The sequence below is a fragment of the Pseudomonas lurida genome (assembly GCF_013522705.1).
In the GTDB taxonomy this organism is placed as follows: Bacteria; Pseudomonadota; Gammaproteobacteria; order Pseudomonadales; family Pseudomonadaceae; genus Aquipseudomonas; species Aquipseudomonas quebecensis.
The window spans coordinates 14,305-39,317 of record NZ_JAAMRE010000022.1; the positions used below are offsets into that span (position 1 = coordinate 14,305).

Genomic DNA, 25,013 nt, shown 5'->3' on the forward strand with positions numbered 1-25,013 from the left:
AGTTTGAGCCTTTTCGGCATACGCCTTACGTCCTCGGTAAGCACCAAGTGGCGCCATTGAAAAACCTTTGGGATGAGGATAACGATCGCGATAACGAAGAGACGTTTCAGTTTCCCTCCAAACAGACCGAACCCAAATCTGTATTTGACCGTCACTATAAATGTGCTGAGTTTTAAATAGTCCTCGGCTTCTTCAAGTTTTGTATAGATGGCATAAATACATATGGGGTAACTCAACATCATAATAATGGCCGATATCATCCCAAGGGGCTCAAGCGTCATTCGCTACCCCCTGAAGTCTCATAAAGACTCGTACCAACCTGTTCTCCATACTTGTTTCCTAGCGAGCCTCCGGCTGCACCTACAATAATCCCGCCAACAACTGCACAGCCTAGCGCTCCTGCTCCGGCGGTAGGGGTGCCAAAGACTACTCTGCACAGGCGACCATTCCGACAGCAGCACCAACCTCTGCGCCGAACGCTGCCCCACCAACCCCGAACGCCAGTTTTCCTCCTTCTACAAACTTCGCCCGCGTACATTCCTGTTCGCGTCCGGTGGAACATGCCTCCGTTATTTCCAACGCGGTCACTCCGACATCCAGCGCGATCCCAATATACGTTCCTTTTTTCAACATCTCTGAAGCCTTGGCTACGCGCTTGACCGTCTCCTCATACCCACGAATTTCTCCGTGATGCCAATAGCTCTTACTGGAAATACCCAGCATTTTTTAATAGAGCCCTCATTTTTCAACCCCGTACCAAAACGCGCCATACCAGAGAGCTGAAGATCCAGCCTCGCAAATAGCGTCCTGCGATTAGCCAGAAACTCACTCCTCGCCCCCATAGTCCCGTTCTTCAAGTACTGCTTATGCAACTCGTCGATGTCCTTAAGGGTCTTTTCGATTTGCGCCAAGTGCTTGCTCCATGCACCGGTGCCGCTTCCGATGGTGAGCGAGGCGTGGGACATGATTGCCTGTAGCTGATCGTAGTTTTTGATCAAAAACTGATCAGCAGCAGAATGCGCCAGCAACGCCTGTTTTATGTTCTGCGCTGAGCGCATCAGTTGCGCTTCTTCAGCAGTGCAAGACGCCGTGCGCGCATCAGGAATAATCACCAACTGCCCTGGCAGTACCACGACATTGCGGATGTGGTGGTTGACGGTGTCGAACTTTGTTTGCGCATGGGGGTTAAGAGAAAGGCTGAGCTTGAGCAGTGGATAAGGCTGCGGTCGCTCATTGATAAATGCGTAGGCTCCCTGCAAGGATTACACCTCCAAGTGACTGGGGCGGCCAACTATAGGAAGGCAACCCAGGAGACGTAAGGGGAATCAGGGGCGGTTTTAGCGCTTCAGAAATGAGCTACACAAGTCCAGGATCATACTTACGGCGCCGTGATAAAAGAGGCGGCCCAAGGGTCAAATGCCAGTCAGTTAAGGAGGAACACTGTAGCTGTGGTGAGCGGGCTTGCCCCGCGTTGGGCTGCGCAGCAGCCCCAATAGGAGCGTCGCGGTATGCCAGGCAGCTCCGAGACTATGTTTTGGGGCTGCTTCGCAGCCCAACGCGGGGCAAGCCCGCTCGCCACAGGTTACTGGTTGCCCGTTCCGTCTCTCAACTGACTGGCATTGACCCAAGGGTCGCTCTTTCTGACATTTTCGACGATCACCCCTTCACCGTCTTCGGCGCTTTACCTTCCTTCATCTGCTGCAGCAACGGCGCACACTCGTTCGGCTCACCGCCACTGGGCGCCACCAGCGCCAGCAGGCCGGCCGCCGGGCCGGCGATCACGCCCAGTGCAACCATGCCCGCGCCGCGCAGGGCCAGAGGAATGGCTTTGACACCCGCATTCGGCTTGATGAACGGCCCATTGACGTACAGCGGCGAGCGCAGGGAGAACATCCGAAAACCCTTGGATTCGGGGGTGATGGTCAGGTCCAACTGTTCACTCGCCATATTGGCCGTACCGTCGACATAGATGATCGCGTTCTCGGTATCGAACACAAACAGCCGCGTAGTGGCCAGGCCACTCTTGACGCCGAAGTTCGCGGCGGCGCAGTTGATCTTCACTTCTTTGTCGCCGAACAGGCGACCCACCACGTAGTTGCCCACGTTGAGGCCGGCGATCTCCATCAGGCCACGGCTGATGGCGCCGTCGTTGATCAACATCTTCAGGTCACCGTTGGAGGTGCCCAGCAGCGCGGCGACGGAGTTGCCGCGCCCGGAAATATCCGCATCGCCGTTGAGTTCGCCGAAGCTGGTTTTCATCGGTTCAAAGCTTGGGAACAGCTGCTTGAGTTTGAAATTGCGCGCGGTCAGCCGGGCACGCCCTTCCATCGGCGTGGTGCGACCGTTCAAGCGAATCTGCGCGTCGAGCTTGCCGCCGGCCACCCCGAAGCGCAGCGGTTCCAGGCTCAGTTCGCCGTCGTTGAGCACCAGGTGGGTGTAGAGGTCGGTAAAGGGCAGGTCGGCGCTGTGCACGATACGCTTACCGGTGAATTCCACATCGGCGTCCATGTCGCGCCAACGCTCGGTGCGAAACTCCTGCACCGGCAGCACCTTGGTGGCGGGCTGCTTGCTCTCGCCGCCACGGGCTTTCTGCTTGGCGTTGGAATCGGCGCCAATCAGGGGCGCGAGGTCGGTCATCAGCAACTGGTTGGACACCAGCGTTCCGCTGAGCCTGGGGCGTGGCTGGCTGGCGACATAGGCCAGGTCGCCATGGATATCACTGTCGCCGATCTTGCCATTGAAGTTTTCGTAGCGGAACGACGCGCCGCTGGCCTCATGCAGCTTGGCGATCAAATGACCGTCGGTGGCGTACGCCGGCGAATCCGGCAAGGTAACGCCGGTCAGCGGATACAGCTTGCTCAGGCTGGCGCCCGCGAGCTTCAGGCGCAGGTCGAGAGCCCCCAGGTTCAGTGGATCGGTCAGCGTGCCGGCCAGGGCGATGCGGGTGTCGGCGATCTTGACCTGCGCTTGCAACGGGAACGGCTTGGCCGCGTCCCGCAAGGCCAACAGGCCGCCGATCTTGCCGTCGCCGTCGAGTTTCTGGCCGTGGTATTGGCCTTTGACCTTGAGAGCGAACACGTAGTCCTGGGGCGCGGAGCCTTTCTCCAGCGCCTTTTTGGCATCGGCATCGCCGACGATTTCGCCGAAGGGAATGGGCTTGCCCAGCAGGTCGATGATCACATCGAGCTGGGTTTTGAGGGTTTGATCGTCAAGCGTCACGTGGCCCTTGTCGAAACCGATGGCACCGATGTCCACCTCCCAATTGGAAGGCTCGGCGTCGGGATCTTTAGGGTCGAACGTGAACGTCCAGTTCGCGCGGCCGTCGGCCAGGCGCTGCAACTCGGCGCTCGGTTCGGTGAGGTCGATACGCGGGATAACCACACGCTGCGCCAGCAAAGCCAGGGGCGATATGCGCAATTCCACTTTTTTGAGCGTGACCATCTGCGGTTGCTTCGACCAGTCCGGGTTGCCCAGGGTCAGGTCTTCGGCAATCACGTGGGGCCAGGGCACCCAGGCTCGCCAGCCGCCTTCATCGGGCTCGCGCTGCCACTTCACGGCGAGGTTGCCATTGATCGCAAACGCGCGATGCAGCTCTTCGGAGACTTTGGCGTTGAGGGGCGGCTTGATGCGGTTCCAGTCAAAGAACACCAGGATCAGGACCACTGCAGCGATTAATACAACGAAGCTGGCGCAGCTCCAAACCACAATTTTACGAGTGCGCGTCATTGCACAGGACTCCTGAATACGACCGGCTGAAGGGCAGCCTTTAGGACAGCTTACAAGACTACGACTGGCAAACCGCCTGCGGGTTTAACCCAAACCCGTTTCAGCGGGAAAAAAAGCCGCTCAATCGGCATTTTCCTGACCGACTCGACAGATTTCTCAGCTTGTCGCGCACCAATGTTACCCGCATGCGTGTCGAAAATACCCACTGCGGTGCAAAACCACGTGCTTGAGAGCCTCGTTCTAGAGCCCTCGGCGAGAACAATCAATTCTGTTGATTATTACCATTGTGTTTATGAACTTTTATATCGACTTATCGAGAGTAGCATTAGCCCTGTACCCACTTTATCGCCCTCCCAAGGAGCAACTGATCATGAAACGCCAACTACTCGCTACCGTCCTGTTATCTGTCCTGGCTTCGAGCGCTTTTGCTCTGCCAGCCGCCGAACAAGCGACCCCACAAAACAAAGCCCAAGCCGTGCAGTCCAGCCAGACCCTGGCACGCAGCGGTTCGCAGGAAGAAGAGAACCGCGACTACGCCAAAGGCGCCGTGGCTGAAAACGGCTTCAACCGTCTGCAAGAGAAAGGTCTGGTTGAAGGTGGCGCTGATCGCTTGATGGAGCGTAATGCAGTGGCTGAAGGTGGTTCCGACCGTGCCAACAAACGTGGCTACGCCGACGGCGTTGCTGAAGGTGGTGCTGACCGTCTGATGGAACGCAACGCAGTGGCCGAAGGTGGTGCCGACCGCCTGGAAGCAATGCATCAAGCTCAGAGCTGAGCCTGTGATGGCCCGAAAAAAAGCCCGATCCACCGATCGGGCTTTTGACTTTCTGCAAGACCTGTCACGTCCTTAACCGCCCCACCCGCGTCAAGTTCGACGCCGCTCGAGCGGTTTTGCTAGAGTGCGTCGCTGTACTTGTCCACAAAGCTCGCCCGCCCATGCTGCCCCGTGCCGAACAAAAGCAACAGACCCGCCTCGCCCTGATGGACGCAGCCCGCCATCTGATGGAGTGCGGCCGTGGGTTCGGCAGCTTGAGCCTGCGCGAAGTGGCCAAGACGGCCGGCATTGTCCCCACCGGTTTCTATCGGCACTTTGCCGATATGGATCAATTGGGCCTGGTGCTGGTGAGCGAAGTCGGCCAGACCTTCCGCGCCACCATTCGCTTGGTGCGCCACAACGAATTCGTCATGGGCGGCATCATCGACGCGTCCGTGCGGATCTTTCTCGATGTGGTATCGGCCAATCGCTCGCAATTCCTGTTCCTGGCCCGCGAGCAATATGGTGGCTGCCTGGCCGTGCGCCAAGCCATCGCCGCCTTGCGCGAAGACATCACCCGCGACCTGGCCGCCGACCTGACACTGATGCCCAAGCTGCAGCATCTGAATGCCGATGGGCTGCACGTGATGGCCGACCTGATCGTCAAGAGCGTGTTCGCCACCCTGCCCGATATCATCGATCCACCGCCCCACGCCCTGCCGGCCCACCTCACACCCCAGGCGAAAATCACCCAGCAGTTACGCTTTATCTTTATCGGCCTCAAACATTGGCAAGGCCTGGGCAGCACCGAATAAGCCGATCAACCGGCGTTGTGGAAACGCTTGGCGGTGGTGTAATGCTTGTTCCAGTAGCGGTTACTCAACGAGTCGATACGGACGTTCTTGCCAGTACGCGGCGAGTGAATGAATTTGCCCTCGCCGATATAAAGCCCTACATGGCTTACCCGCCCACGCCCATTCCCCTTGAAAAACACCGCATCGCCGGGCTTGAGCGCGTTGCGCTGGATGGTCGCGGCCGTCGAGCGGTGCATTGCCGCGGTGGTGCGGGGAATCTGGATATTGGCCTGGGTCTTGAACAGGTAGACCAGCAGGCTGCTGCAGTCGAACCCCTGGTCAATCGATGTGCCCCCCCATTTATAGGGGGTGCCGAGCAATTGGTGGGCGCGGTCGACCACATTCTCGATGGAGGCCGACGGCACGTTGTGAAGTGAAGAACCAAAGGTTGAACGCGGTTGGTAATTGGCTGACGCCGTTGAAACGACAAACGCCAGGCCGATAACAACGGCAGTTAAAAATGACTTGATCATGATAAACGTCGCAGGGGATTAAACACGCCGCAAAGCCTAATTACTGTGCGCGTACCTCGATGAGCGTGAATTCCTGAGTCCTTGTAGGAAAATTCCCAAACCGCTCTCAAGGAGTGCAATACATTTCCCGGCGCACACTTTTGGGGCGATTCGGTTTTGCCCGACCGCCCTGTTACGTGGCACACGCACGCCTACCTACAGGTAATTCCTACGCTTACTCAGGGTTGGCAAGGCCCTTGCTCTAGCTGGTTTATCGCCCCTCGCTGGAAGCTTTCTGATGCTGGTGATCCACCGCCGAATCGCCCCCCAAGCCCTCTGGGCCGCCGAGTTGCAGCTCAACTTCGAAGCGCGCAGCAAAAGCCGTCTGCGCTGTTTCAGTGCCGATGGCGAAGACGTCGGCCTGTTTCTGGAGCGCGGCCAGCCGCCGCTGCACGACGGCGAATGCCTGCAGGCCGAAGACGGACGTGTCGTACGCGTCACTGCGCGCCCTGAACAGTTGCTGCACGTCACCTGCCGCAGCGCTTATGAACTGACGCGCGCCGCCTATCACCTGGGCAACCGCCATGTGGCGCTGCAGGTCGGGGATGGCTGGCTGCGCCTGCTTGACGACTACGTGCTCAAGGCCATGCTCGAACAACTGGGTGCCCACACCGACACCCTCGAGGCGCCGTTCCATCCGGAACACGGCGCTTACGGCGGCGGTCATCATCACTCGCGCCATGGCGATGAAGATTTCAACTACCCACCCAAGCTGCATCAGTTCGGCGTGCGTCCATGAACCCAGCCTGGGCGCTGTTGCGTCTGGCCAGTCCGCAATTGCCGATTGGCGGCTACAGCTATTCCCAGGGCCTGGAGATGGCCGTGGAGAACGGCCGGGTTCACGATGCGACGAGCGCCAGACGCTGGATCGGCGATCAGTTGCTGCTCAACCTGGCACGCTTCGAGGCACCGCTGCTGCTTGCGCATTGCCGGGCCGCGGCTGCTCGGGATTGGCCACGGTTGTCGCAATTATGCGAAGAACACCGCGCCAGCCGTGAGACCCGAGAGCTGTATCAAGAAAGCCGGCAGATGGGCTATTCCCTGCAACAACTGCTCAACGGTTTGCCCGAGCTGGACGCCGCCGCGCGCCGCTTTCTCGAGCACTTCAGCGAACCGCACCTGGCCCTCGGCTGGGCGCTGGCCGCGCGCGCCTGGGGCATCAGCGCCGACGACGCCCTCGCCGCGTGGCTGTGGAGCTGGCTGGAAAACCAACTGGCCGTGCTGATGAAAACCCTGCCTCTGGGCCAGCAAGCGGCCCAGCGCCTGACCAGCGAACTGTTGCCGCTGCTGCAGAGCGCCCAGCAGGAGGCCAGCCGCCTCGATCCCGACCATTACGGCAGCGCCGCGTTTGGCCTGTCCCTGGCGTGCATGGCCCATGAGCGCCAGTACAGCCGGCTGTTTCGTTCATAGGTTCTTTTTTTGGCGCCCTTTACTTCGGAGAAACACATGAACACACAACCCTTGCGCGTCGGCATCGGCGGCCCGGTGGGCTCCGGCAAGACCGCCCTGACCCTGGCCCTGTGCCTGGCGCTGCGCGATCGCTACAACCTGGCGGTGGTCACCAACGATATCTATACCCGCGAAGACGCCGACTTCCTGGTGCGCAACCAGGCCCTGGCACCCGAGCGCATCATCGGCGTGGAGACCGGCGGCTGCCCGCACACCGCGATCCGGGAAGACGCCTCGATCAACCTGGAAGCGGTGGATCAACTCAACCGCCGCTTCCCCGGCCTGGACCTGATCCTGGTGGAATCCGGCGGCGACAACCTCTCGGCGACGTTCAGCCCGGAGCTGTCGGACCTGACCATCTACGTGATCGATGTGTCCGCCGGCGACAAACTGCCGCGCAAGGGTGGCCCGGGTATCTGCAAATCCGACCTGCTGGTAATCAACAAGATCGACCTGGCGCCTCTGGTAGGTGCTTCGCTGGAGCTGATGAACAGCGACACCCAGCGCATGCGCAACGGTAAACCCTTTGTGTTCAGCAACCAGAAAACCGGCGTTGGCCTGGATGACATCGTGGCCTTTATCGAACGCCAGGGTCTGCTGACCGCAGCCTGATCCCTCTTCTAAGGAAGCTAGTTATGAGCCTCAACAAACTCTTTGCCACCGCAGCCCTGCTCATCGCTCCGGCGTTGGCCTTTGCCCACCCCGGCCACGGCGACAACGGCCTGGTGGCCGGCATCAGTCACCCTTTGGGCGGTCTCGATCATTTGCTGGCCATGCTGGCGGTGGGCTTGTGGGCCGCCCAGCAAAAAGGCGCCGCGCGCTGGGCGCTGCCGTGCACGTTTGTCGGCACGATGCTGATTGGCGGCCTGCTGGGTTTCGAGGGCCTGGCGCTGCCGGCGCTGGAAAACGGAATTGCCGCCTCGGTTCTGGCGCTGGGCCTGGCCGTGGCGCTGGCGGTACGGCCGCCGCTGTTCGTGGCGATTGGCGCCACGGCGTTGTTTGCGCTGTTCCACGGTGTGGCCCATGGCCTGGAACTGCCGGATATGTCCAGCCCTTGGGCGTACGCTGCTGGTTTTGTCGGTGCGACGGCGGCACTGCACGCGGCCGGTTATGCACTGGTGCGCTTCCTGCCGACGGCGGCGGCGCCAATGGTGCGAGTAGCCGGGGCGGCTTCGGCGGCGACTGGAGTCTGGTTGCTGGCGGGCTGATTTGCAGCACGGCTGAAGGCCTCATCGGGGCAGGCCCCCTCCCACATTTGGCTGCATCGCTATCAAAAGGTGGGAGGGGGCTTGCCCCCGATAGCTCTGCCACAGACACCACAGAACCCAAGCCTGCTACCATGCGCGCCTACACCCCTGCCGTGACGACGCCAGCCAATGCCCAGCGCTTCCCAACCCTCTTTGAACACCGTGCTCACCCACTTCCATGACCTGATCGTGCCACTGTGGCAGGGCCCGGGCTGGAATGCCGAGCTGGCGTTACCCTACGAGGCGCTGGACGCCGACCACCACCCCTTGCCGCCGCAGCGTTACCGCGCCATGGCTTGCGCACGACAGTTGTATCTATTCGCCAGCCTGATCGGCCAGGCCGATGCCGAATATGCCGAAGCGCGGGCGGCGGCGTTGTTCCGTTCCCTGCAGCGGCACTTTCACGACGCCGAGCACGGCGGCTGGTTCTACAGCATCGACCCCGCCGGCCAGCCGCTGGACACGCGCAAAGACCTCTACACCCACGCCTTCATCATCTTCGCCTGCGCCCATTACTGGGCCAAGGTGCGCGAACCGTTGGTGGAATCGGTGCTCAATGCCGCTCTGGCAGTGGTTGCACAACGTTTCGCCAGCGATGACGGCCTGTACGACGCCGTCCTGCAACGCGACTGGTCATCGCTCGATTCCGGCCCGCTGCAGAACCCGTTGATGCATCTGGCCGAAGGCTTTCTCGCCACCCTCGCGGTGCGCGAAGACGCCGCCGTGCAAGCCGCCCTGCTCAACCTGGCAACGGCCATGCAGCAACGTTTCATCGACCGCCGGCACGGCGTGATGATGGAAAAGCCGCTGGGCGCTGTGGATAACTGGTTTGAGCCGGGCCACCAGTTCGAATGGTTCTTTTTGCTGGAGTCATCGGACGTGCTGCGGGGCACGCCGCTGCATGCCTCACTGACGCGGGCGTTTGCCTATGCCGAACTCACGGGTGTGGATAAGTTAACCGGCGCGGTCAGCGGCATGCTCGCCCTGGACGGCAGCGTGCGCGACGGCACCCAGCGTATCTGGGCCCAGGCCGAATACCTGCGCGCGCTGACCTTGCGCCCCAACAGCCAGGCCGTGTTGCAACGCCAATTGCTGGCGCTGCAGCAGCACTTCCTGTACGACAAAGGCTGGCACGAATGCCTGGATGCCAACGGCGCCGTGAGCCGACGGGACATGCCGTCGACCACGCCGTATCACTTGGCCACCTGTTACCAGGGCCTTACGCAATCCACTTACGATCTGCGGTAAAGCTGATCGTTAACCAGCGCGCCGCATCCGGCGTGCCCAGCCCTGTGGATATCTCCTCACGCAATGCGTCGAGAGTCGCAACGTTGTTCACCGGGTAATCCACCGGCAATACCACATGGATTTCGATGAACCGCGCGCGCCCGTGCTTTTGCACATACGACACGTAGTCCTCGAAACCATGGCGGGCTTTCAACGCGTCCATCACCTCGCGCACTGTGTCGTCCAGATGATCCGGCGCAATCCCCAACACGTCGCGCAACGCCGGACGCAGGATCTTGAACGCCGGCGCCAGCATGCTCAATGCCAGCAGGATCAGGATCAGCGGGTCGACATACACCGCCCACTCGGCATAGCCCTGGGACTTGAGCAACAGTGCGGCCAGGAAGCTGATCAGCAGCCCCACCGACAGCATCGCGTCCACCAGCCAACTGATGTTATCGAACTGGATCAACGAAGATTTCAGTGCGCGGTTGCGATAACGCACATAGAAGAAATAGCCGAACTCGACGACGGTAAACACCGCCGCGTAGATAATCACCAGGCCCAATTCGACCTCGCGCCCGCCATTGATAATGCCGAACACGCCGTTGAGGAATGCATAGATGGCGATCAGCAGCAGGAAACTGCCTTCGATCAGCAGCACCATCGGCTCCAGGTGCCAGTAGCCAAATTGGAAACGCTCGTTGCTTTTCTTGGCGATCAGCTTGGCGGTGATCAGCATCAACACCTTGATGGCGGTGGCGATCAGCGAGAAGAAGCCGTCGAACAGAATGGATTGGGCGCCGGATACCACGCCCGTGACAATCCCGGCGATCGCGACCGCGAACATCAGAATCGTCGATTGTTTGAGCAGTGACTGCTCACCTCGGTTACTCACATTGCCTCCCGTCAAAACCCTAAATCCGCACGATGCGGAGGGGCTTTCAGGCGGCGAGTATACCTTATGCCGTGTTTTGGCCGATTTGACGCCATCGGGGGCAAGCCTCCTGCCACAGTTGACCGGTGCACATATCAGGTTTGTGAACACGGACGAGTGTGGCAGGGAGCTTGCCCCCGATGGCAGCGACTCGGTCTAAAGCCTTACTTCGCACCCCGCTCAATCGCAAACCCCGCCCAGCTCTGGCTCACCGGCATCAGCTCCAGGCGGTTGATGTTGACGTGCGCCGGGGTGTTGAGCACCCAGAAGATAGTGTCGGCGATGTCCTGCGGCTGGATCGGTTCGGCGCCGGCGTAGGTGGCGTCGTAACGCGCCTGGTCACCGCCGAAACGCACCAGGGAGAATTCGCTTTCACACAGGCCCGGCTCGATGTTGGTCACCCGCACGCCGGTGCCTTGCAGGTCGCAACGCAGGTTCAGGGAGAACTGTTTGACGAACGCCTTGGAGCCGCCGTACACATGGCTGCCGGGGTACGGGTAGCTTCCGGCGATGGAGCCCAGGTTGATGATGCCCGCGCCACGGCCATGAGCGATCAGGCGCGGCAGCAGCAGATGGGTGGTGGTCAGCAGGCCTTTGATATTGGTGTCGACCATCGTTTCCCAGTCGTCCAGGTTGCACTTGGGCGCGGGGTCGGTGCCCACCGCCAGGCCGGCATTGTTGATCAGCCCGCGCAGGGTGGCGAACGACGGCGGCAGGTTAGCGATGGCGTCTTCCATGCCCTTGCGGTCACGCACGTCCACTACCAGGCCGTGCACTTCGGTCTGCTTGGAAAGCTCTTCAACCAGGGCATTCAACCGCTCGGCACGGCGGCCGGTGAGCACCAGTTTCCAGCCGGCCTGGGCGAAACGCCGAGCACAGGCTTCGCCGAAACCAGAGGTGGCGCCAGTAATAAACAGCGTGTCGGACATGGTGTTCTCCTTGCGAGCGACGGGAAAAAATCAGCCAGCAGGATGCCCGTCCCTCGTCGTCGCGGCAACCGCTACGCATCACAACCGCCGCACACCTGATCAAATTATGACCAACTTGCTCATAGCCCCATAAACCGTGGTCTGCAGCCAGATGCACGCAGGTTATCCACAATTGCGCCCACAGTCTTTGGGGGCAAGTGGTAAACCTTCAAAGCCGCTGTATATAAGGCCTGCAGCCGGTTTTAGAAAGTATTTTGCTTGACCTTCACTGGCACCTATGTAGCTCAAGGCGACGCCGAAAATCTTGAACGATGGCTCCAGGCCAGACATTTCGGCCTCTGCGGAGGTCTTTCCAGAGTTTAGTCACAGACTTATCCACAGGCCTGGAGGACATAATTCAGTCATATACCTGTGTCTTTAAACAGGTTGACAAACCCCTCGATCCCTCACGAAAAAGACACTGATCAAAAAACGATCATGCAGCTGAAAGCCACGGTTTTAAAGGCTTTCAGCGAGCTACTCCCACGTTACCCACAGCCGGTTCCACAGTGGATGGGGACAAGTCAAAAGTGTGACAAAACAGCGATTTGCGGCGGCTATATGTCGCGCTTTGGAGCTGGGCTGGATTTGTTTTCCACAATTTGGGATAGGCCTTGTGGATCGACAAATCTTCGACATGGCGCTGGCGCGCACTGATCGTCCCCACGCTCTGCGTGGGAATGCCGCTTGGGACGCTCCGCGTCCCGCCAAGCGCCGCAGGTTTTGGCTATTGCGCACAGGCGCCGCGGAGCGTCACGGGCTGCATTCCCACGCGAGCGTGGGAACGATCTTGATGCCTGGTTGAATGGCGCGCGCTGATCGTCCCCACGCTCTGCGTGGGAATGCCGCCTGGGACGCTCCGCGTCCCGCCAGGCGCCGCAAGTTTTGGCCACTGTGCACGGGCGACGCGGAGCGTCACGGGCTGCATTCCCACGCGGGAGCGTGGGAACGATCTTGATGCCTGATTGAATGACGCCCACTGATCGTCCCCACGCTCTGCGTGGGAATGCCGCTTGGGACGCTCCGCGTCCCCCCAAGCGCCGCAGGTTTTGGCCACTGTGCACAGGTGACGCGGAGCGTCACGGGCTGCATTCCCACGCGAGCGTGGGAACGATCTTGATGCCTGGTTGAATGGCGCGCGCTGATCGTCCCCACGCTCTGCGTGGGAATGCCGCTTGGGACGCTCCGCGTCCCGCCAGGCGCCGCAGGTTTTGGCCACTGTGCACGGGTGACGCGGAGCGTCACGGCTGCATTCCCACGCGGGAGCGTGGGAACGATCTTGATGCCTGATTGAATGGCGCGCGCTGATCGTCCCCACGCTCTGCGTGGGAATGCCGCTTGGGACGCTCCGCGTCCCGCCAAGCGCCGCAGGTTTTGGCTATTGCGCACAGGTGACGCGGAGCGTCACGGGCTGCATTCCCACGCGAGCGTGGGAACGATCTTGATGCCTGGTTGAATGGCGCCCACTGAGCGCTCCCACGCTCTGCGTGGGATTGCCACCTGGGACGCTCCGCGTCCCCCCAGGCGCCGCAGGTTTCGGCCACCGTGCACGGGCGACGCGGAGCGTCGCGGGCTGCATTCCCACGCGGGAGCGTGGGAACGATGCCCCCGGTTTGTACCGGGGCTTGCCCCCTCCTCAGGGTACTGCGTCGTGATTCAGATCAGTGGCCGCCGAGGTAGGCGTTGCGCACTTCCTCATTGACCAGCAGTTCCTTGCCGGTGCCCGTCAGGCGAATCTCACCGTTGACCATCACATACGCGCGGTCCGACAAACGCAGTGCGTGGTTGGCGTTCTGTTCCACCAGAAAAATCGTCATCCCGGTAGCCGCCAACTCGCGCAGGGTGGAAAAGATCTGCTTCACCACAATCGGCGCCAGGCCCAGGCTCGGCTCATCCAACAGCAACAGCTTGGGCCGGCTCATCAGTGCGCGGGCGATGGCGAGCATTTGCTGTTCGCCGCCGGACATGGTCATGGCGCGCTGGTTACGCCGCTCCTTAAGGCGCGGGAACAGCTCGAACATGCGCTGCATATCTTCACCGGCGAACTTGTCACCGATCGGAATGGTGCCCATCAGCAGGTTTTCCTCGACGGTCATGTCGGGGAATACCCGCCGCCCTTCCGGCGACTGCGCGATGCCGTTGGAGGCAATGTAGTGGGACGACTTGTGGGTAATGTCGACGCCGTTGTAGAGAATCTGCCCCGACTCGGCCCGTGGCTGGCCGAAGATCGACATCAGCAATGTGGACTTACCCGCACCGTTGGAGCCGATCAGGCTGACGGTTTCGCCTTCGTTAATGTGCAGCGAGACTTTTTTCAGGGCCTGGATCGGGCCGTAGAACACGTCCAGGTCCTTCATTTCGAGGATAGGTGCACTCATACCAGTTCCTCTTCGTCGGCGCCCAGGTAGGCGGCGATCACTTTGGGGTCGTTGCGGATCGCGTCCGGCCCGCCCTCGGCGATCACGTTGCCGTGGTCCAGCACCACGATATGATCGGAAATACTCATCACCATGCCCATGTCATGTTCAATCAACACCACCGTAAGGTCGTGTTCGTCGCGCAACAGGCGAATCATCGCGCTGAGGGCTTCGGTTTCCTGGGGGTTGAGGCCCGCCGCCGGCTCGTCCAGGCAGATGATCTGCGGCCGGGTGCACATGGCGCGGGCAATTTCCAGGCGCCGCTGCTGGCCGTAGGAAAGCTCACCGGCCAGCCGGTTGGCGCAGTCCACCAGGTCCACCACTTCCAGCCAGTAGAACGCATGGTCAAGGGCGTCACTCTCGGCCTTGCGGTAACCCTTGGTGTTGAGGATGCCCGCCAGCATGTTGCGGTTGACCCACATGTGCTGCGCCACCAGCAGGTTTTCCACCACGGACATTTCCTTGAACAGGCGGATATTCTGGAACGTACGCGCCAGCCCCGCGCGATTCACCAAGTGGGTGCCGCCGAACATTTTGTAGTACACGCGGCTGAGGAAGCTTTTCGGCGACACGAAATCGGCGGCCTGGAAGCGCTCGCCCAGCAGCTGGATCACGTTGGTCTGCTTGCCACGCACGTTGAGCTGGATCTTGCCGCCACTGGCTTTGTAGAAACCGGTAAGGCAGTTGAACACCGTGGTCTTGCCGGCGCCGTTGGGGCCGATCAGGGCGAAGATCGAGTTGCGTTCGACCTTGAGGCTCACATCGCTCAGGGCCTTGATGCCACCGAAGTGCATCATCAGGTGTTCCACGGAAAGCACGACTTCCTTATTCATGGCGCCACTCCCTTGCGTGGTGTCACACCGGTGCGGCTGATGCGGATCAAACCGCGCGGTCGCCAGATCATCATCACCACCATCAACACCCCGAACAGCAGCACGCGGTATTCCGAGAAGCTGCGCAGCAGTTCCGGTGCGACGGTCAATACGAACGCGGCAATCACCACGCCCACCGTCGAGCCCATGCCGCCCAACACCACGATGGCCAGGATCAACGCCGATTCGAAGAAGGTGAACGACGACGGGTTGACGAAACCTTGGTAACTGGCGAAGAACACACCGGCCAGGCCGGCCGTGGAAGCGCCGATGGTGAACGCCGAGAGCTTGACCAGTACATGGTTCAGGCCCATGGAGCGGCAGGCGATCTCATCCTCGCGCAGGGCTTCCCAGGCACGACCGACCGGCATGCGCGTGAGGCGATGCTTGATGTACAGCACAGCCAGCACCACCAGGAACAGCACGATGTAGATGAACATGAACTTGATATTGGCGTTGTACTCGATACCGAAGAACTCGTGGAACGGAATCCCACCCTCCTTGGCCTTGCGCCCGAACTCAAGGCCCAGGAAGGTCGGCGAAGGCACCGGCATACCGTTCGGGCCGCCGGTGAACGACAACCAGTTGTTGAGGACCAGGCGAATGATTTCTCCAAAGCCCAAGGTCACGATGGCCAGGTAGTCACCGTGCATTCGCAGCACCGGGAAGCCGAGTATGCAGCCCGCCAGCGCCGCTGCGATGGCCGCCAGTGGCAGCACGCTCCAGAAGCCCAGGCCCAGGTATTGATAACCCAGCGCCAGGCCGTAGGCACCGATGGCGTAGAACGCCACGTAACCCAGGTCGAGCAGCCCGGCCAGGCCGACCACGATGTTCAGGCCCAGGCCCAGCAACACGTAGATCAGGCCGAGGATCACCACGGTCAGCAGGTATTTGTTGGCGAAGATGGGAAACACGATGGCGATCACAATCAGCGCCGGGATGATCCAGCGCAGCCGCGACTTGTAGTCAGGCGCCAGCACATGCACACCCGAGCCGCTGCTTTCAAAACCCTGCAGGATCTTCAAGCCCTTGGGGGTTTGCAGGAACAGGCTCATGGCGAAGCGGCCGACCATCACGATGGCGACCAACAGGCCCACACGCGCCGGTTCCAGGTTGAAGCTATAGCCGTCGAGGACCACGCCGACGATCGGGCCGAACACGATCAGCGAAATCAGCCCGGCAAGGACCGTATCGACGACACTTTTCTTGATATCGATGGGTTTGGCAGCAGACATGTTTTACACCTTAGCCACGAGCGGACGACCCAGCAGGCCTTGAGGACGGAAAATCAGGATCACCACCAGCAGGGAGAAACTGAATACGTCTTTGTAGTCAGAGTTGATCAACCCCGAGAACAGCGATTCGGAAATCCCGAGGATGATCCCGCCGAGCATCGCCCCAGGCAGGGAACCGATGCCGCCGAGGACCGCGGCGGTGAAGGCCTTGATGCCAATGATGAAACCGGCATAGAAATCGAACGTGCCGTAGTTGAGGGTGATCAATACGCCGGCCAGCGCGGCCATGGCGGCACCGATCACAAACACGTAGGAAATCACGCGGTCGGTGTTGATCCCCAGGATCGAGGCCATCTTGCGGTCTTGCTGGGTAGCGCGGCACATGCGGCCGAGCTTGGTGTACTTGATGATGTAGGTGAGCAACGCCATGCCGGCAAACGCCGCCACGAGGATGAAGACCTTGGTGTACGTCAGTTGGACGAACCCGCTGCCGATGTCGACGCGCCAGGCGCCGGCCAGCAGGGTGGGGATGCCTTGTTGTTTCGCGCCCTGGGCGATCTGCGCGTAGTTCTGCAGGATCAGGGAGATGCCGATGGCGCTGATCAGCGGGGCCAATCGGGTGGAGTTGCGCAGCGGTTTGTAGGCGACACGCTCGATGACCCAGCCGTACACGCCGGTGACGACTACGGTGAAGATCAAAGTGCCGAGAATGAGCAGCGGGAAGGATTCGATGCCGAAGTAAGCCAGCAGTGCCAGACTGATCGCCGCGAGGTAAGCGGAAATCATATAAACCTCGCCGTGGGCGAAGTTGATCATGCCAATGATGCCGTAGACCATTGTGTAGCCGATGGCGATCAGGCCATAGACCGACCCGAGGGTCAGCCCATTGACCAGTTGCTGCAGGAAAATACCATCCATAACGCAATCTCACGCGGTGAGCACCTGCACACCCTGAGGTGCGCGGCGCTTCTGGAGGAAAAGTCAGATCTCAAACACAACACTGTCCCACTGTGGGAGGGGCTTGCCCCCTCCCACATGGATTACTTCTGCTTTTCCAGCTGGTGGTATTTGCCGTCTTTATCCCACTGGTAAACCACGTAGTCGGAGATTTTCAGGTCGCCCTTGGCGTCCCAGGTCTTCTCGCCCATCACGGTCTTGACCGGATTGGCTTTGAGCCATTTGGCGGCGTCTTCGCCTTTGTTGGATTTGGCGCCATTGAAGCCGGCGGCCAGGGCCTGGATCGAGGCATAGGCGTACAAGGTGTAGCCTTCGGGCTCGGTGCCGTTTTTGCGGAACTCTTCCACGACGGTCTTGCTGTCCGGCAGCAGGCGCGGGTCGGCGCCGAAGGTCATGTAGACGCCATCCACGTACTGCGCACCACCGGCGGTAGCCACCAATTCGTCAGTCACGATGCCGTCATCGGACATGAACTTGACGTCCTTGAGGCCCGCTTCACGAATCTGGCGAACCAGGGGACCGGCTTCCGGGTGCAGGCCACCGAAGTACACAACGTCGGCGCCCAGGGAGCGGATCTTGGTGACCAGGGCGCTGAAGTCTTTCTCGCCACGGGTCAGGCCTTCTTCCAGCACCGGCTTGACGCCACGCTTGGTCAACTGCGCAGCGGTGGCGTCGGCCAGGCCCTTGCCGTAGGTGTCCTTGTCGTTGATCACCGCGATTTTCTTGCCCTTGAGCACATCGACGATGTAGTCGCCGGCGACGATGCCCTGCTGGTCGTCACGCCCGCACATGCGGAACATGGCGCCCAGGCCGCGCTCGGTGACCTGCGGGTTGGTAGAGCCTGGGGTGATCGCGATGATGCCCGCTTCGTCATACACCTCGGACGCCGGGATGGTGTTCGACGAGCAGAAGTGCCCGACCACGCCGATGACTTTGTCCTGGTCCGCCAGGCGGTTGGCGACGGCCACGGCCTGCTTGGGTTCGCAGGCGTCGTCACCGGCCACCAGCTTGATCTGTTCGCCGTTGATGCCGCCAGCCTTGTTGATCACATCGGCTGCCGCCTGGGCACCCTTCATGTATTGCTCACCGAAAGCGGCGTTGGCGCCGGTCATCGGCCCCGCTACGCCAATCTTCACATCAGCTTGAACAAACGCAGAAACACCCAGCGCCGCTGCCACGGCGAGAGCAAGAAAGCCTTTCTTGTAAAACGTCTGGGACATGAGTGGTGCTCCGATATTTTTGATTTTAGGCACGACAACTTGCATTCAAACTTTTCACCGAAAGCTCAGAGCAAGCCGCGTGCCATTACTTTTTTATTCTTCAAAAAGACACGGTGTCATTGTTATTGCAGGCGTTTCGTCTCCGCATGCCAGCACGTGCAACCCTCTGGCACGCCCAGGTGCAACCTAAAGCTGTAAAAGGTACAACCATTACCGGTCGCACCTGCAACCAGAGCGATAAACACCACTTCCTACAGCGGTAACCGTAGGCGTAACGGAACTGCACATTTACAGTGCGCGTTTGCTACGACTTGCACCAATACAGATGAGTAGCCTGCTAAGAAAATGCGCGGCTTTGGGGGGTATTTCGCTGATCAGATAACGATCCTCAGGCATTGCCCCGCGTGATACAGCGAAAACCCGGCTTCATACAGGCAGCTGCGCAGGCCCACCGCCGCCAGTGGTTGCATCGGCGCAAACGGGATCGGCAGCGCCTGGGGATTCTGGTGACATAGATAGTCGGCAAACGCCTTACCCACCACACTGCCCGTGGTCACGCCGCGCCCGTTGTAGCCGGTAACCGCCACCAGCCCCGGGGCCGGCTCGAACAAGCGCATCAAGTGGTCGGGAGTAAAGGCGATGCAGCCGGTCCAGGTATATTCCCACTGCACCGATTTGAGGTACGGAAAGTAGTGCTGCTGCACCCGGTCGGCCCACGCCTTGAGGAACCACGTCGGTTTCTGGTTGCCATTGCCCAGGCTGCCGAGCAGCAGCCGGCCATCGGCATCGCGGCGGATGCTGCTCAAGACTTGGCGGGTGTCCCAGGAGCCCTGTCCACCGGGCAGGATTTGCTCGGCGGCGGCGTCTGCCAACGGGGCCGACGCGACTTGGTAGTAATAACCGGGGAAGAAGTTTCGTCGCAGCGCGGTCCATTCGCCTTCGGTGTAGGCGTTGGAGGCGATGACCACTTGGGCGGCACGCACCGCACCGTCGGCGGTCTGGACCGACCAGTCCGAGCCTTGGCGCTCCAGCCGCGTCACAGGGGAATGATCGAACAGTTGCCCACCCAGCCCTGCCGCCGCATTTGCCAGGCCGGTGGTGTAGGCCATGGGGTTGAGCGTGCCCGCGCGCCGGTCCAGCAAGGCGGCAGCGATCTTTTTGGTTCCGGTGGCGTGCTCGCAGGCTTGGCCGGTGAGTAATTCGACAGGCGCGCCACGGCGCTTCCATTGTTCCTCACGGCTGCGCAAGTCCGCCTCGCCACGGGCGTTGTGCGCCATGTGCAACGTGCCTTCGCGACGCAATTGGCAATCGATGGCGTATTTGTCGATCAGGCTGAACACCAGCGCCGGCGCCGCGCCGAGCATGCGGTTGAGCTGGCTGCCCACCGCTTCGCCGAAACCGGCTTCAATCTCGTCCGGCGGGATCCACAAGCCGGCATTCACCAACCCGACATTGCGCCCGGAACCGCCATGCCCGCTGCGATGGGCTTCGAGCACGGCGACGCTTTTACCCTGTTCCAGCAAATGGATCGCCGCCGATAGGCCGGTGATCCCGGCGCCGATCACACACACATCCACCTTGACCTCGCCGTTGAGCGCGGCACGATCCGGCCGGCTGGGGGTAAGGTGTTCCCACAAACATGCTTCGCGTAGTGCCATTGCCAGACTCCGGAATGAACTCACAACCGATCGTTCCCACGCGGAGCGTGGGAATGTAGCCCAGGACGCTCCGCGTCCGCTTTCAGGTCGTGACGCGGAGCGTCACAGGATGCATTCCCACGCGGAGCGTGGGAACGATCATCAGTCGAAGGTGATGCCTTGCGCTAATGGCAGCTCCAGCGAGTAGTTCACGGTGTTGGTCTGGCGGCGCATGTACCCGCGCCACGCATCGGAACCGGATTCACGCCCGCCGCCGGTCTCTTTCTCGCCACCGAACGCGCCGCCGATTTCCGCGCCGCTCGGGCCGATGTTGACGTTGGCGATGCCACAGTCGCTGCCCACCGCCGACATGAACTGCTCAGCCTCGCGCACGTCGGTGGTGAAGATGCACGAGGACAGGCCTTGGGGCACGGCGTTGTTCAGGCGCAGGGCTTCGGCGAAGTCGGTGTAGCCGACCACATACAGGATCGGCGCGAAGGTTTCGGTGCACACCACGTCGCTCTGCTCGGGCATTTCCACGATGGCCGGCGATACGTAGTAGGCGTCGGGGAAGGTGTCTTCCAGCTGGCGCTTGCCGCCGAACACCTTGCCGCCTTCGCTCAAGGCTTGCTCAAGGGCGTCCTGCATGTTGTCGAAGCCGTGCTTGTCGATCAGCGGGCCGACCAGGTTGCCTTCCAGCGGGTGGCCGATGCGTACTTTCGAATACGCGGCCTTGAGACGGGTGACGATTTCGTCCTTGACCGACTCGTGGGCGATCAGCCGACGCAGGGTGGTGCATCGCTGACCAGCGGTGCCGACCGCGCTGAACAAGATGGCGCGCACGGCCATGTCCAGGTCGGCGCTCGGGCCGAGGATCATGGCGTTGTTGCCGCCCAATTCGAGGATGCTGCGGGCGAAACGCGCGGCGACTTTGGGCGCCACTTCGCGGCCCATGCGGGTGCTGCCGGTGGCGCTGATCAGAGCCACGCGCGGATCGTCCACCAACGCGGCGCCGGCATCGCGACCGCCGATGATCACCTGGCTCAGGTACTCGGGGGCATCGCTGAAGGTTTTCGCGACGCGCTCGAACAGCGCCTGGCAGGCCAGCGCGGTGAGCGGGGTCTTTTCCGACGGTTTCCAAATCACGGCATTGCCGCATACCAGCGCCAGGGCGGTGTTCCAGGCCCACACTGCGACCGGAAAGTTGAACGCGCTGATCACGCCGACCACGCCCAGCGGGTGCCAGGTTTCACGCATATGATGGCCAGGGCGCTCAGAGGCGATGGTCAAGCCGTACAGCTGACGGGACAGGCCGACAGCGAAGTCGCAGATGTCGATCATTTCCTGCACTTCACCCAAGCCCTCCTGGGTGATCTTGCCGGCTTCCCAGGACACCAGCTCGCCCAGGTCGGCCTTGTACTCGCGCAGGACATCGCCGAACTGGCGCACCAACTCACCGCGACGCGGCGCCGGCACCTTGCGCCAGGCCTCGAATGCATGCTCGGCGCGACTGACCTGTTGCTCCACCTCGGCGGCGCCTTCCCAGTGCACGCTGCCGATACGGCTGCCATCGATCGGCGAGTGCACGGGGTGTTTACCCGACTGGTACAACGCCGGGTTCACCCCGAGACGATCAAGCAATGCGGCAACCATGGGTCACTCCTTCAATCTGTGTAGAAAAAAAAGCGCCGCGGCCCGCACGACGATCCAAGGCTTATTTGTAGCTGGCCCAAGACTTGCCAACAAACGACGATTAGGCGAGATATCATTCCGTTTATTCATGCCAGGAATAAAAAGAGGCACGCCGTGCTGAATAAAAGACATTTGCCCTCGATCACCGCCCTGCAGTGTTTCGAAGCGGCCACCCGTCACCTGAGTTTTACCCGCGCCGCGGAGGAGCTGAACCTCACCCAGAGCGCGGTGAGCAAGCAGGTGGCGCAATTGGAAGAGTTGCTGCAGCACCTGCTGTTCCGCCGCGTGCGGCGCCGCCTGCAGATGACGCCGGCGGGCGATTTGTACCTGGTGGAGGTGCGCAAGATCCTTACGCAGGTAGAGATGTCCACCCACTACCTGCGCTCCTACGGCGGTGAGACCGAAGTACTGCGCGTGTCCACGCCCTACACCTTCGGCGCGCGCTGGTTGGTGCCGCGCCTGAAGGGCTGGCGCCTGCGTCACCCGCAGATCCATCTGGACCTGTGCAACGAGCAGGAGCCGGACGAGCTGCTGCAAGGCAAGGCCGACATGGCGTTCTACTTCGGCCAGGGTGCGCGGCCGGGCACCGAGAGCCTGAAACTGTTCAGCGAAGAGCTAGTGCCGGTGTGCGCCCCGGAGAGCCTGCCGGCGCAGCCCTTCACCGATCCCACGCAGTTGAGCAACCTGGTGCTGCTGCAAAACGCTTCGCGCCCCCAGGGCTGGCACGACTGGTTTGCCGACCAGGGTTATCACACCGAGCACAGCTACCATGGCCCGCGTTTCGACACTTTCTATATGTGTATCCGCGCGGCGCAGGTGGGGTGCGGCGTGGCGTTATTGCCACGCTTTCTGGTGGAAGAAGAATTGGCCGACGGCAAGCTCGTGATCCCCTGGCAGCATGCGATGCCCAGCCAGGACGCGTATTACCTGGCCTACCCGGAGCACGCAGCCGAAGTGCCCAAGGTGCGCGAATTTGTGAAGTGGATGATGGAGCAAGTGATCTAGTGCCTGGAGTGGAATGCATTTCAAATGTGGGAGGGGGCTTGCCCCCGATGAGGCCAGTGGCCTCCCCGAAAAAATGTCTGGCAAAACCCCTCAGGTCTATGCGCCACTAGCCCCCTTTTAAATTCGTGAGTAAAGGTCGGCCCCCGCGCCGATCCATCTGGAGATTCCCGTTATGAGCGAGAGCGTGTTTGCCGATCGCATCGTGCAGAACCTGCTCGACACCGACTTCTACAAACTGACCATGATGCAGGCGGTGCTGCACAACTATCCCAACGTGGAAGTTGAATGGGAATTTCGTTGCCGTAACAGCGAAGACCTGCGGCCCTACCTGGCGGAGATCCGCTACCAGATCGAGCGCCTAGCCGAGCTGAGCCTGAGCCCGGACCAACTGGGGTTCCTGGAACGCATCAGCTTTATGAAGCCGGACTTTTTGCGCTTCCTCGGGCTGTTTCGCTTCAACCTGCGCTATGTGCAGACCGGTATCGAAAACGGCGAGCTGTTCATCCGCCTGCGCGGGCCCTGGTTGCATGTGATCCTGTTCGAAGTGCCGTTGCTGGCCATTGTCAGCGAAGTGCGCAACCGCTACCGCTACCAGACCGTAATCCTCGAACAGGCCCGCGAGCAGTTGTACCGCAAGTTCGATTGGCTGACGGCCAACGCCGGCAGCGATGAGCTGTCGGAGCTGCAAGTGGCCGACTTCGGCACGCGTCGGCGCTTCTCGTACCGGGTGCAGGAAGAAGTGGTCAGTGTGCTCAAGCATGACTTTCCCGGGCGGTTCGTCGGCACCAGCAACGTGCACCTGGCCCGCGAGTTCAACATGAAGCCCCTGGGCACCATGGCCCATGAATGGATCATGGCTCATCAGCAACTCGGCCCGCGCCTGATCGACAGCCAGATCGCCGCGCTCGATTGCTGGGTGCGCGAATACCGTGGCCTGTTGGGCATCGCCCTGACCGATTGCATCACCACCGATGCGTTCCTCGGCGACTTCGACCTGTACTTCGCCAAGCTCTTCGACGGCCTGCGCCACGACTCCGGCGACCCGGTGCAATGGGCGGAAAAAGCCATCGCGCATTATCACAAGCTGGGCATCGAGCCGATGAGCAAGACGCTGGTGTTCTCCGATAGCCTGTCGCTGCCCAAGGCCCTGGAGATCTTCCGCGCGCTGCGAGGCCGCATTAATGTGAGCTTCGGCATCGGCACCAACCTGACCTGTGACATTCCAGGGGTGGAGCCCATGAGCATTGTGCTTAAAATGACCGCCTGCAATGGCCAGCCCGTGGCGAAGATCTCCGATGAACCGGGCAAGACCCAATGCACCGACCCGAATTTTGTCGCCTATCTGCGTCACGTTTTCAAAGTACCTGCCCTATCCAACAAGGAGTGAAGCATGCAAGCCGTACAGCGTGAGATCGCGCAGCAGCTCAAGGTCCAAGCGCCATTCAACGACCAGGCCGCGCTTGAGGCCGAAGTAGCGCGGCGCGTGGCGTTTATTCAGGACTGCCTGCGCAATTCCGGGCTCAAGGCCCTGGTGTTGGGCATCAGCGGCGGCGTCGACTCCCTGACCGCCGGCCTGCTGGCCCAACGAGCGATGCAGGAGCTGCGCGCCAGCACCGGTGACCAGGCGTATCGCTTCATCGCCGTGCGCCTGCCTTACGAAACCCAGTTCGATGAAATCGATGCCCAGGCGTCGGTAGACTTTATCGAGCCGGACGAGCGTCACACCGTCAACATTGGCCCGGCGGTCAAAGCCCTGGCCAGTGAAGTGGCGGCGTTTGAAGGCAAGGCGGCGGTGTCCCGTGATTTCGTGCTGGGCAACACCAAGGCGCGCATGCGCATGGTGGCGCAATACACCATCGCCGGCGCGGCCGGCGGCCTGGTGATCGGTACCGACCATGCGGCGGAAGCGGTGATGGGCTTTTTTACCAAATTCGGGGATGGGGCGTGCGACCTGGCGCCGTTGAGCGGGTTGGTGAAAAACCAGGTACGTGCGATTGCGCGGCATTTTGGCGCGCCGGAATCCTTGGTTGAGAAGGTGCCGACCGCCGACCTGGAAGACTTGTCGCCGGGTAAGCCGGATGAGGCGTCACATGGTGTGACTTACGCTGAGATCGATGCATTCCTGCACGGCGAGCCGGTGCGGGAAGAGGCGTTCAGGATTATCTGCGAGACGTATCGCAAGACCGAGCACAAGCGGGTCATGCCGTTTGCGCCGTGAGGTGAACCAGGCAGAAAGTCATCGGGGGCAAGCCCCCTCCCACAGTTGACTGTATTCACAATCCAAGGTGGGAGGGGGCTTGCCCC

General features: G+C 61.0%; 22 protein-coding genes. 10 read left to right on the top strand and 12 right to left on the bottom strand.

Annotated features, from left to right (window positions below):
• Positions 1-647: 647 nt before the first annotated feature.
• Positions 648-1,259, bottom strand: coding sequence for a hypothetical protein (locus tag G7025_RS26835; RefSeq protein ID WP_258197706.1), 612 nt, complete (start codon positions 1,257-1,259; stop codon positions 648-650).
• 397 nt (positions 1,260-1,656) lie between these two features.
• Entirely contained in the window at positions 1,657-3,726 is a 2,070-nt protein-coding gene (locus G7025_RS17735; protein ID WP_181080434.1) for an AsmA family protein, read from the bottom strand.
• Between the two features lie 370 nt (positions 3,727-4,096).
• Between G7025_RS17735 and G7025_RS17740 the strand changes: the two genes are divergently transcribed.
• The gene (locus G7025_RS17740; protein ID WP_181080435.1) at positions 4,097-4,501 is read left to right on the top strand and encodes a hypothetical protein; all 405 of its coding nucleotides are present in this window, start codon (positions 4,097-4,099) and stop codon (positions 4,499-4,501) included.
• 161 nt (positions 4,502-4,662) lie between these two features.
• Positions 4,663-5,295, top strand: a complete 633-nt coding sequence (locus G7025_RS17745; protein WP_003171415.1) for a TetR family transcriptional regulator — start codon at positions 4,663-4,665, stop codon at positions 5,293-5,295.
• A gap of 5 nt (positions 5,296-5,300) precedes the next feature.
• Here the strand turns inward: G7025_RS17745 and G7025_RS17750 are convergent, their stop codons facing one another.
• On the bottom strand, positions 5,301-5,807 hold the full coding sequence (locus tag G7025_RS17750) for a C40 family peptidase (protein WP_181080436.1): 507 nt from the start codon (positions 5,805-5,807) through the stop codon (positions 5,301-5,303).
• 277 nt (positions 5,808-6,084) lie between these two features.
• Here G7025_RS17750 and ureE point away from each other — a divergent pair, with 277 nt between their 5' ends.
• The 5 genes from ureE (at position 6,085) to G7025_RS17775 (ending at position 9,790) form a co-directional block, all read left to right on the top strand.
• Positions 6,085-6,585, top strand: a complete 501-nt coding sequence (gene ureE / locus G7025_RS17755) for an urease accessory protein UreE (RefSeq protein ID WP_181080437.1) — start codon at positions 6,085-6,087, stop codon at positions 6,583-6,585.
• Positions 6,582-7,256, top strand: coding sequence for an urease accessory protein UreF (locus G7025_RS17760; RefSeq protein ID WP_181080438.1), 675 nt, complete (start codon positions 6,582-6,584; stop codon positions 7,254-7,256). Before ureE ends, G7025_RS17760 begins: the two co-directional genes overlap by 4 nt.
• 36 nt (positions 7,257-7,292) lie before the next feature.
• Entirely contained in the window at positions 7,293-7,907 is a 615-nt protein-coding gene (ureG, locus tag G7025_RS17765) for an urease accessory protein UreG (RefSeq protein ID WP_003188109.1), read from the top strand.
• A gap of 23 nt (positions 7,908-7,930) precedes the next feature.
• A complete protein-coding gene (locus G7025_RS17770) occupies positions 7,931-8,503 on the top strand; it encodes a HupE/UreJ family protein (RefSeq protein ID WP_181080439.1) in 573 nt (190 codons plus the stop codon).
• A gap of 168 nt (positions 8,504-8,671) precedes the next feature.
• Positions 8,672-9,790 carry an AGE family epimerase/isomerase gene (locus G7025_RS17775; RefSeq protein ID WP_181080440.1) on the top strand — a complete coding sequence of 373 codons (1,119 nt, stop codon included), beginning with the start codon at positions 8,672-8,674 and terminating at the stop codon, positions 9,788-9,790.
• Here G7025_RS17775 and G7025_RS17780 read toward each other — a convergent pair.
• The 9 genes from G7025_RS17780 to amaB form a co-directional block, all read right to left on the bottom strand.
• Positions 9,762-10,667 carry a cation diffusion facilitator family transporter gene (locus tag G7025_RS17780; protein ID WP_181080441.1) on the bottom strand — a complete coding sequence of 302 codons (906 nt, stop codon included), beginning with the start codon at positions 10,665-10,667 and terminating at the stop codon, positions 9,762-9,764. The genes G7025_RS17775 and G7025_RS17780 overlap by 29 nt on opposite strands.
• A gap of 203 nt (positions 10,668-10,870) precedes the next feature.
• Entirely contained in the window at positions 10,871-11,635 is a 765-nt protein-coding gene (locus tag G7025_RS17785) for an SDR family oxidoreductase (RefSeq protein WP_034095635.1), read from the bottom strand.
• Between the two features lie 1,700 nt (positions 11,636-13,335).
• Positions 13,336-14,052 carry an ABC transporter ATP-binding protein gene (locus G7025_RS17790; protein WP_181080442.1) on the bottom strand — a complete coding sequence of 239 codons (717 nt, stop codon included), beginning with the start codon at positions 14,050-14,052 and terminating at the stop codon, positions 13,336-13,338.
• Positions 14,049-14,924 carry an ABC transporter ATP-binding protein gene (locus G7025_RS17795; protein WP_181080443.1) on the bottom strand — a complete coding sequence of 292 codons (876 nt, stop codon included), beginning with the start codon at positions 14,922-14,924 and terminating at the stop codon, positions 14,049-14,051. The genes G7025_RS17790 and G7025_RS17795 overlap by 4 nt, the downstream gene beginning before the upstream one ends.
• Complete coding sequence (gene livM / locus G7025_RS17800) at positions 14,921-16,198, bottom strand: high-affinity branched-chain amino acid ABC transporter permease LivM (RefSeq protein ID WP_181080444.1); 1,278 nt, start codon at positions 16,196-16,198, stop codon at positions 14,921-14,923. Before livM ends, G7025_RS17795 begins: the two co-directional genes overlap by 4 nt.
• A gap of 3 nt (positions 16,199-16,201) precedes the next feature.
• Complete coding sequence (locus tag G7025_RS17805; protein WP_003236186.1) at positions 16,202-17,116, bottom strand: ABC transporter permease subunit; 915 nt, start codon at positions 17,114-17,116, stop codon at positions 16,202-16,204.
• 122 nt (positions 17,117-17,238) lie between these two features.
• Positions 17,239-18,375, bottom strand: coding sequence for a branched-chain amino acid ABC transporter substrate-binding protein (locus G7025_RS17810; protein ID WP_181080445.1), 1,137 nt, complete (start codon positions 18,373-18,375; stop codon positions 17,239-17,241).
• Positions 18,376-18,749: 374 nt separating this feature from the next.
• Positions 18,750-20,033, bottom strand: coding sequence for an L-pipecolate oxidase (gene amaA, locus G7025_RS17815; RefSeq protein WP_181080446.1), 1,284 nt, complete (start codon positions 20,031-20,033; stop codon positions 18,750-18,752).
• Positions 20,034-20,174: 141 nt separating this feature from the next.
• A complete protein-coding gene (gene amaB, locus G7025_RS17820) occupies positions 20,175-21,665 on the bottom strand; it encodes an L-piperidine-6-carboxylate dehydrogenase (protein WP_181080447.1) in 1,491 nt (496 codons plus the stop codon).
• Between the two features lie 153 nt (positions 21,666-21,818).
• On the opposite strand from amaB, the gene G7025_RS17825 reads away from it, so the two are divergent.
• From G7025_RS17825 to nadE, 3 genes are all read left to right on the top strand, one after another.
• A complete protein-coding gene (locus G7025_RS17825) occupies positions 21,819-22,709 on the top strand; it encodes a LysR family transcriptional regulator (protein ID WP_181080448.1) in 891 nt (296 codons plus the stop codon).
• 172 nt (positions 22,710-22,881) lie between these two features.
• Complete coding sequence (gene pncB, locus G7025_RS17830) at positions 22,882-24,096, top strand: nicotinate phosphoribosyltransferase (RefSeq protein WP_181080449.1); 1,215 nt, start codon at positions 22,882-22,884, stop codon at positions 24,094-24,096.
• 3 nt (positions 24,097-24,099) lie between these two features.
• A complete protein-coding gene (nadE, locus tag G7025_RS17835) occupies positions 24,100-24,927 on the top strand; it encodes an ammonia-dependent NAD(+) synthetase (RefSeq protein WP_181080450.1) in 828 nt (275 codons plus the stop codon).
• Positions 24,928-25,013: the final 86 nt, after the last annotated feature.